The following is an 8,065-nucleotide window of genomic DNA, read 5'->3' on the forward strand; positions in this document are numbered from 1 at the left end:
CTCAGTGCCGACTAGGCGAGCCGGGCGGCATCTGCGCCTTGTTCAGGGTAATGCCCAGTTCACGCGCATCCTGCTGCATCGCAGCCTCGACCATCGCCGGGGTCCGTGTCCGGCGGATCTCCTCCTCGTCGAAAGCCATGGCCTCGGCGACCATGATCTTGCGCTCGAAGTGCCCGGTCTCTCGCGCAGGAGCCTCCGCGAGCAGGAAGGCGTAAAAGCGCGCGTGGGCGCGAGCACCCTCCGCCATCTGCAGGGCCGTCAGACCGCCGTGCTCAGGAAAGGACCGCTCCGTCTGCTGTTCGAGCAGCAGCGCGTGCGCCAGGGCCTCCTGCCACAGCCAGAAGAACCGCTCCGGCTGATCGGTCGTCATCTGGTAGCTGCGCTGATAGCGCGACAGATGCTCAGCTGTCGGCCGCGCCTCGTCCCGGGCGGTGTCGCCGCCCTCCGTATTGCTATTCATCCTCATACCCGTTCCGGTTCGTCTCTCCCGGAACGGCTCGTCGGCTCAGGTTCGCAGGGGTTCCCAGGACTGGGTTCCGAAGCTTGCCCGCTTTCTGGCTGGGCATGGTCGCCTGGTCGTCGACCAATGCGAAATTATGGCCCATTGCCGACGCCTGGAACGTCTGCTTCCGCGCACGCCCTATACACTGGCAGGCTGGCAGATAAGCGGCGTTGGTGCACCGCGTCCGCAGCGGGTCGGTTGCAGACTTCCTGCCTTCGGACATAATTGGCAGATGATCGACAGAGAAGCTCGATTTCGTGCGGCCAATCTGGTCGAGCAATTTTGGAATGGGTCCATCACGAACGATGACCTAGAGCGCTCTTGGCCAGATAGCCGCGACGAGGGTATCCGCGCCGTCGAGGACCTTGTCTGGACGCTCTATTCCGATCTCAAAGCACACACCATCGGAGAGGCTGAAACCTCCAATCCTCGGCTTATGGTGATCATCCCGAACTGCATCTCGTTTTTGCAGACTAGCGAGGAGTATAAGTGGCCTCACTCAGGGACCATCCAAGGCGCGAAACGGTATCCGACTTGGGCCGTGATCTTATCGTTCGGCGTTCTCGCTCTTTGGAACCGTAGGGCCGAGGCAAGAGAGCAACGCTACTGGGTAGAGATGCGGGCTCACGGCGACGTCGACGCTTGGCCGTTGTCATCCAAGCTGGAAGCTGATCCGACTGTCGGTTAAGGGTCGGAAGCGGAACTTTGTGGTCTTCAGCACTGGTTCGTTCGGCTCGTCCAATATGCGCTATTTGCGCAAAAAATGACCTATATCCAGACATAACTCCGTGTTGCGGTTGCAGCCGGAGGCACCACTCAGATTGCCCTTGATGACCTTGAGCCATGGCAGCCTTGTTTCGAGCCCTCTTGTAACGGCTTCGCCGTAAAGCCCGTTTTTGCTGAACGGAGACCAACTGGTCGGCACGATTTCAACTGTTGCGCGATTGAAGCGGTAGCCTGGCCCTATCACAGTTTCAAATGAGCCGTCGAACGGGTCAACCACTTGGGCCGAACGTGGATCGTTCAGGTTCAGAAAGTAGACGAGGGTTGGGATCAGCGGCGGCTTGAGCTCCGCGTTCCCCGTCAAAGATCCTTTACGTCTGCTTAGCTCCTGATAAGCGGACCAGCCCCATCCAGCGCCAGTGATCGCGGTAACAGGAAGTGCGGCAATCGCATCGTATGACTGGGCCCGTTCTCCGTGTACCAGCGCCGCGATGATATGATTGCCACCGCCTAGGTCGACGAAGATTGCTTGTCCCAGTAGCTTCGATGAAGCTCCACGTACAACCCCCGACTGCTCGAAGAACGACGACTCCAACACGCTGGCGCCTGAGCTTATTCCCTGCGGCGTCTCAACTTCGATCGTCAGCTTCCAGCGCAGCGTATGTGTCGTATCGGTTAGGGCCCAAGTTGCCCAAATCACCAGCGCGATGCCCGCTAGCCATTTCATGGGCAAATCCTCTGCATGCCTCATTGTCCCATGGGAGGGGTAAATGACGCATTGAGGTAATGCCGGAGTTGAGCGGCACTTCCGCTAAGGGCCGTTTGCAGAAGTTGGCCCCGCTATCCCGGCTGGGCCGGTTCGTGCCCATGAACGGACCTTCGCATACCAAGTGCTGAATGCAGGTGTCCCCTCTGGAAGTGCGTGAGAGCCACTAGCGTTAGGACACCATGCTCGGCTCAGGTGAGAGAATGTCGAGCACTGGGCACTCGGGTGCGGTGCCGCCTTCGCAGCGGTCGATGGTCTGCCCAAGCAGTCGTTCGAGTTTGCTGAGGTCGGCGATCTTTGCCCGGATGTCGTCCAGGTGCTTCGTGGCAATCTCGCGAACCTCGCCGCACGGCGCGCGCTCCGGGCCGCCCAACGCCAGAAGCGCCTTGATCTCGTCCAGCGTGAATCCGAGCTCGCGGCCGCGCCGGATGAAGGCCAGCACGCGCAGATGGTGCCGGTCGTAGACCCTGCGGCCGCCCTCGGTGCGGGGTGGCGCGGGCAGCATCCCGATCTTCTCGTAGTAGCGGATGGTCTCGATGTTCACCCCGGTGAGCCGTGACAGCTCGCCGATGGGGAACGTCCCGCCTCGCGAATGCGTGATCGTGTCCATCGAAAATGCCCTTGCTCCTGTAGCTACTACAGGAAGCATGGTCGCTCCATCGACGTAAAGGAGATTGTTCGATGGGTGAATTGACCCGTGCTGAGCCAAGCGAGCTGGCAAGCTCGCAGGAGGGCGCGACCTCCGCACGAGCCAGCCAAGGCCTGCTGGCGGCCGGAGGCATTCTTGCCGCGCTCGGAGCCTCATCCTGCTGCATCCTGCCCCTCGTGCTCTTCGGCGTTGGAGCGAGCGGGGCATGGATCGGCAACCTGACCGCAATGGCGCCCTACCAGCCGGTCTTCGTGGCCGTGGCGGTGGCCTTCCTGACCTTTGGCTTTTGGCGGGTCTATCGCCAACCCAAGGCCGCCTGTGCGCCCGGAGCCTCCTGCGCGCAGCCAGGATCGAGCCGCATCGCCAAGATCGGCCTCTGGGCGGCCGCCGCGCTCGTCCTGGCGGCCGTCACCTTCCCCTATACCGCCCCGCTGCTGATTGCCCTCTGAGGAGACCTGAGATGAAGACCCTGTTTCGTATTGCCCTGACCGCCTCGGCCCTGATGCTCGCGGGTGGGGCCATGGCCGCACCGCGCACCGTCACGCTCAACGTCGAGAACGTGAGCTGCGCCACCTGCGCCCCGATCGTGAAAAGGGTGCTCTCCCGCATGCCGGGCGTCAGCCAGGTCACGGTGGTCGAGGACAGCGGCATGGCGACGGCGACCGTCACCTTTGACGATGGGAAGGTCACGCCCGAGGCGCTGACCCAGGCGACGACCAACGCTGGCTATCCGTCGACCGTGAAGGACGGGAAGAGTTCCTCTTGAATCACCGCGCCCTCACCAAAGCGGGCCTCGTCGGCGGAATTGTCGCCGCGCTCTGCTGCACGACACCCTTCCTCGCCATCGCGCTGGGAGCCCTCGGGCTCTCAGTGTGGGCCGCCAAGGCCGACTATGTCCTGATCCCGCTCTTCCTTGCCTCGCTGGGGCTGCTGGGGATCGGGCTTTACCGCCGCAAGAGGTCTTCCTCCCCGACCGCCGGCTGCTGCGAGCCGGACGGGAACACATGAAAGTTGAGACCATGAGTGACTGCTGCGCCACTGGCGCGAAGAACGGCAACGACCGCTACGATCTGGTGGTCGTCGGGGCTGGGTCGGCCGGGTTTTCCGCCGCCATCACGGCCGCCGAACAGGGGGCACAGGTTGCCCTTGTCGGCCACGGCACGATCGGCGGCTCCTGCGTCAATGTCGGCTGCGTGCCTTCCAAGGCCCTGATCCGGGCCACCGAGGCGGTGCACCACGCCAACGCGGCCTCCCGCTTTGCCGGGATCGACGGCAACGCGCGGGTGGCCGACTGGCAGGCGCTGGTTGCCCAAAAAGACGACCTTGTCGCGAGCCTGCGCCAGGCCAAGTACGTCGACCTCCTGCCGGCCTACAACAACGTGGCCTATCATGAAGGCCAGGCTCGCCTCGTTGACGGGGGCGTGCAGGCCGGCGGCAAGCGCCTCGTCTCGGACCGCATCATCATCGCGACCGGGACGCGGCCGGCCCTGCCGGCCATCCCGGGCATCGCGGACGTGTCCCCGCTCGACAGCACGACGGCGCTGGCCCTGACCGAGCTGCCCCGCTCCATGATCGTGGTCGGCGGCGGCTACATCGGGGCCGAGCTCGCGCAGACCTTCGCCCGCGCCGGAGTGGACGTGACACTGGTCTTCCGCAGCCGCCTCCTGCCGGAGGCCGAGCCCGAGATCGGAGCGGCGCTCGCCGGCTATCTCACCGACGAGGGCATCACGGTCATCGGCGACCTGACCTATGATTCCGTTCGCAGGACGGAGGATGGAATCGCCCTCACCGTCATCAGGGACGGGCATCCGCAAACCATCGGTGCCGAGCGCATCCTGGTTGCGACCGGCCGCGCCCCCAACACCGAAAGCCTTGGCCTGGCGGAGACGGGCATCGCCCAGACCCCCATGGGCGCCATCCTTGTCGACGACCGCATGCGCACCACCAGGGCCGGCGTCTACGCGGCGGGTGACGTCACGGGCAAGGACCAGTTCGTCTACATGGCCGCCTACGGCGCGAAGCTCGCGGCGAGGAACGCGCTCAACGGCGACAGCCTGCGCTATGACAATTCGGCCATGCCGGCGGTGGTCTTCACCGATCCGCAGGTCGGCAGCGTCGGGCTGACCGAAGCGCAGGCCCGCGCCGCCGGACATGACGTGCGGACCTCGGTGCTCACCCTCGACAACGTCCCGCGCGCCCTTGCCGCCCGCGACACGCGGGGCCTGATCAAGCTTGTGGCGGACCGTGGCACCCGCAAGCTGCTCGGGGCGCACATCCTGGCCCCCGAAGGCGCGGACAGCATCCAGACGGCGGCCATGGCGATCCGGGGCGGGCTCACAATCGACGCCCTGGCTGAGACGATCTTCCCGTACCTGACCACCGTCGAGGGGCTCAAGCTCGCCGCCCAGACCTTCGACAGGGACGTCAAGATGCTGTCCTGCTGCGCAGGATAGCGCCTGGCAACGCCATGGAGGATCGAGCCATGAACAGCACCGTGAACCCGACACGAGAGCTTGCCGCGGAGATCCGGCCGGGCGTGCGGCGCCCGGACTGGTCGGCCGTGACCACGCCGGCCGCCCGACGGGCCCTCGCCGGACGCACGGCGGCCCGTTCGGGCCTGCTCGACATGTGGTCACACGCGCTTGAGGCCAGCGAGGACATCGTCTGGCGGACCGTCCTGCGGCTCTACGCGGCCCAGGGGCGGCCTCCAAACGTCGACGAAATCGCCGCCGCGGCGGGGATCGACGGAAGCCGCGTCTCCGCGCTGCTCCGCAAGCTGCAACTGCGGGACCTCGTTGGCCTCAAGGCGGGATCGGACGCCATCTGGCTGGCCTATCCGTTCACCGAGCGTGCGACCGGGCACCGGGTCGAACTCAATGGGCAGGTGCTGAATGCCCTGTGCGCCATCGACGCCCTCGGCGTCGCCGCGATGTACCGGACCGACGTCACGGTCGAGTCGCAGTGCCGCTCCTGTGGCGAGACGATCCGCGTCACGACGGCGGGTACGGGCCGAGCACTGCGGAGCGTGTCCCATCCCGGGGCGGTCGTCTGGTACGACCTTGCCTACGCCGACAGCGCGGCAGTCTCATGCTGCCCGGCGATCGCGTTCTTCTGCTCCGACGGGCACCTGCAATGCTGGCTCGACAGCCAGGCGGTCCAGCGCACCGGAGCCCGTCTGAACATGAACGAGGCTCTGGAGCTCGGCCGCGCGATCTTCGGGCCGGTCCTCAGCGACCCCGTGCCGGCGGTCGTGTGACGGGGAGCGGCATCATGCGGGCCACGTGCTCAAGGGCAGAGATCGAGGAAGGCTCCGTCTTCGCCCCGGTGTTCAACGCCGACGGGCTGCTGTCGGCGATAGCCACCGACGTGGAGACCGGCGCCGTCCTCATGGTGGCGTGGATGAACGCGGAAGCCTTGAACAGGACCATCGAGACCAGGGAGGCCTGGTATTGGTCCCGCTCGCGTCGGGAGCTCTGGCGCAAGGGCGCGACCAGCGGCCAGATCCAGCATGTCGAGGAGATGCGGGTCGACTGCGACCAGGACACCATCTGGCTCCGGGTCCGCGTCGACGGCGGGTGTTGCCACACCGGGCGGACAAGCTGCTTCTATCGTGCCGTCGAGATGGGGGCGGAGGGGCCAACCCTCCGCAATCTCAGCCGCCCCACGGAACACCCCTGAAAATCCATGGTCCGGTCGCGGAACCTGGAGCAGCTACAGATGTTGGGCCCATAAGGGATAAGGCGGCGCCAACCGCCGGAGCCATCCATCCGCTCACCGCCGCGATGGGAGAGTCCCATGACCAAGCACTACGACCTGATCGTCATCGGCTCGGGAACCGCCGCGATGGTGGCCAGCCACCGCATGGCCTCCGCGGGCCGGAAGGTCGCGGTGACGGACTACCGCCCGTTCGGCGGCACCTGCGCCCTGCGCGGCTGCGACCCCAAGAAGATGCTGGTCACCGGTGCGCAGGTGATCGACGACGTTCGGCGCATGACCAGGCGCGGGGTGGTGGCCGAGGATGCCCACATCGCCTGGCCCGACCTCATCGCGTTCAAGCGGACCTTCACCGGCCCGGTCCCGAAGAAGCAGGAAAGGCGCTACGCAGACCGCGGCATCGATGCCTATCACGCCCAGGCCCGCTTCGTCGGCCCGAACGCGGTCGGACTCGACGGTGGGGAGAGGCTCGAAGCGGACCACATCCTGCTTGCGACCGGCGCCCGGCCGGCACCGCTAGGCTTCCCCGGCGAGGAACTCCTCATCACGAACGAAGAATTCCTTGAGCTCGAAGAACTGCCAGAGCGCATTGTCCTGGTCGGCGGCGGCTACATCGCCGCGGAGTTCTCGCACATTGCGGCGCGTGCCGGCGCGAGGGTCACGATCCTGCAACGGGGTGGTCGCCTGCTGGCCCATTTCGATCCCGACCTCGTAGGCTGGCTGATGGAGAAGTTCAGCGAGGTCGGGATCGACGTGCGCACCCGGACCACGGTCGAGGGAGTGGAGAAGACCGACCGGGGCTTCCTGGTCCGGGCCCGGGCGGACGCCGACGGCGGCCAGCCCATGACGGTCGAGGCCGACCTGGTGGTCCATGCCGCCGGGCGCATCCCCGATCTCGACTCTCTCGATCTTCAGGGGGCAGGCGTCGAGCGGGACGGGCGCGGGCACCTGCGGCTCAACGAGTTCCTCCAAAGCGTTTCCAATCCGGCCGTCTACGCCGCCGGCGATGCGGCCCAGATGGGGCCGCCGCTCACGCCGGTGTCGAGCCACGACGCCAAGGTCGTCGTGCGCAACATCCTCGATGGCAACCGGCACCGGCCCGACTACCGTGGCGTCCCGAGCGTCGCGTTCACGATCCCGCCCATCGTCGGTGTCGGCTTGAGCGAGCAGGAGGCGCGCGAGAAGGGCCTGAAATTCCGCATGCAGAGCCAACTCGTGCCACACTGGTACACGGCACGCCGCCTCGCCGAAACCGTGTACGGCTTCAAGGTGCTGGTCGACGAAGAGACGGACCTCGTCATTGGAGCCCATCTCGTGGGCCCCCACGTGGACGATGTGATCAACCTCTTCGGCCTGGCGATCCGCCACGGGCTCACAGCCGAGAACCTGAAGACGACGATGTTCGCCTACCCGACCGGGGCTTCGGACATCGGCTACATGCTGTGAAGGCTCCGAAGCTCCTGCCTGCAAAAAGAACTCCTCTTGCAGGTGGTCAAGCCCGCCCGGCGATAGGCCTAACCAGCCCCTCTTAAAGTTCGCAGATCCACCATCACTGAAGCTCCGGTCGTGACCCTCGAACGTCGGCATCGGGTCACACCGCGACCGTCAAGCGTGCAGATTCCGACGCGACCGGCCGGGTAATCCAATAATTAACCGGCCACTGTTCCGAGAATTAACCGGTCGGGATTCCGAGAATTATCCGGCCAGGGCG

11 protein-coding genes are annotated in these 8,065 nt (G+C 65.6%); 8 read left to right on the forward strand and 3 right to left on the reverse strand.

What is annotated here, in order from left to right:
- Window position 1: 1 nt before the first annotated feature.
- Window positions 2-460 carry a hypothetical protein gene (locus ACFPN9_RS28840; RefSeq protein ID WP_377817994.1) on the reverse strand — a complete coding sequence of 153 codons (459 nt, stop codon included), beginning with the start codon at window positions 458-460 and terminating at the stop codon, window positions 2-4.
- Between the two features lie 274 nt (window positions 461-734).
- Between ACFPN9_RS28840 and ACFPN9_RS28845 the strand changes: the two genes are divergently transcribed.
- Complete coding sequence (locus ACFPN9_RS28845) at window positions 735-1,190, forward strand: hypothetical protein (protein WP_067991339.1); 456 nt, start codon at window positions 735-737, stop codon at window positions 1,188-1,190.
- Between the two features lie 60 nt (window positions 1,191-1,250).
- On the opposite strand, the gene ACFPN9_RS28850 is transcribed toward ACFPN9_RS28845, so the two are convergent.
- Both ACFPN9_RS28850 and ACFPN9_RS28855 read right to left on the reverse strand, forming a co-directional pair.
- Window positions 1,251-1,952: a hypothetical protein gene (locus ACFPN9_RS28850; RefSeq protein WP_156450914.1), complete on the reverse strand. Its 702-nt coding sequence runs from the start codon at window positions 1,950-1,952 to the stop codon at window positions 1,251-1,253.
- A 211-nt stretch (window positions 1,953-2,163) separates the two neighbouring features.
- Window positions 2,164-2,601 (reverse strand): MerR family transcriptional regulator, encoded by a 438-nt coding sequence (locus tag ACFPN9_RS28855; RefSeq protein ID WP_067991344.1) that lies wholly within the window; start codon window positions 2,599-2,601, stop codon window positions 2,164-2,166.
- Between the two features lie 71 nt (window positions 2,602-2,672).
- On the opposite strand from ACFPN9_RS28855, the gene ACFPN9_RS28860 reads away from it, so the two are divergent.
- The 7 genes from ACFPN9_RS28860 (at window position 2,673) to ACFPN9_RS28890 (ending at window position 7,800) form a co-directional block, all read left to right on the forward strand.
- Window positions 2,673-3,089 (forward strand): mercuric transporter MerT family protein, encoded by a 417-nt coding sequence (locus tag ACFPN9_RS28860; protein WP_067991347.1) that lies wholly within the window; start codon window positions 2,673-2,675, stop codon window positions 3,087-3,089.
- An 11-nt stretch (window positions 3,090-3,100) separates the two neighbouring features.
- A complete protein-coding gene (locus tag ACFPN9_RS28865; RefSeq protein ID WP_067991350.1) occupies window positions 3,101-3,406 on the forward strand; it encodes a cation transporter in 306 nt (101 codons plus the stop codon).
- Window positions 3,403-3,648, forward strand: coding sequence for a mercury resistance system transport protein MerF (merF, locus tag ACFPN9_RS28870; RefSeq protein ID WP_067991353.1), 246 nt, complete (start codon window positions 3,403-3,405; stop codon window positions 3,646-3,648). Before ACFPN9_RS28865 ends, merF begins: the two co-directional genes overlap by 4 nt.
- Window positions 3,645-5,093 (forward strand): mercury(II) reductase, encoded by a 1,449-nt coding sequence (merA, locus tag ACFPN9_RS28875; protein WP_067991357.1) that lies wholly within the window; start codon window positions 3,645-3,647, stop codon window positions 5,091-5,093. The genes merF and merA overlap by 4 nt, the downstream gene beginning before the upstream one ends.
- Before the next feature lie 29 nt (window positions 5,094-5,122).
- The gene (locus tag ACFPN9_RS28880; protein WP_377817996.1) at window positions 5,123-5,896 is read left to right on the forward strand and encodes an alkylmercury lyase family protein; all 774 of its coding nucleotides are present in this window, start codon (window positions 5,123-5,125) and stop codon (window positions 5,894-5,896) included.
- Window positions 5,897-5,910: 14 nt separating this feature from the next.
- Window positions 5,911-6,318 carry a phosphoribosyl-AMP cyclohydrolase gene (gene hisI / locus ACFPN9_RS28885; RefSeq protein ID WP_067991364.1) on the forward strand — a complete coding sequence of 136 codons (408 nt, stop codon included), beginning with the start codon at window positions 5,911-5,913 and terminating at the stop codon, window positions 6,316-6,318.
- Between the two features lie 117 nt (window positions 6,319-6,435).
- Window positions 6,436-7,800, forward strand: a complete 1,365-nt coding sequence (locus ACFPN9_RS28890; protein ID WP_067991367.1) for a dihydrolipoyl dehydrogenase family protein — start codon at window positions 6,436-6,438, stop codon at window positions 7,798-7,800.
- Window positions 7,801-8,065: the final 265 nt, after the last annotated feature.

Source organism: Allobosea massiliensis (assembly GCF_042655245.1).
In the GTDB taxonomy this organism is placed as follows: Bacteria; Pseudomonadota; Alphaproteobacteria; order Rhizobiales; family Beijerinckiaceae; genus Allobosea; species Allobosea massiliensis.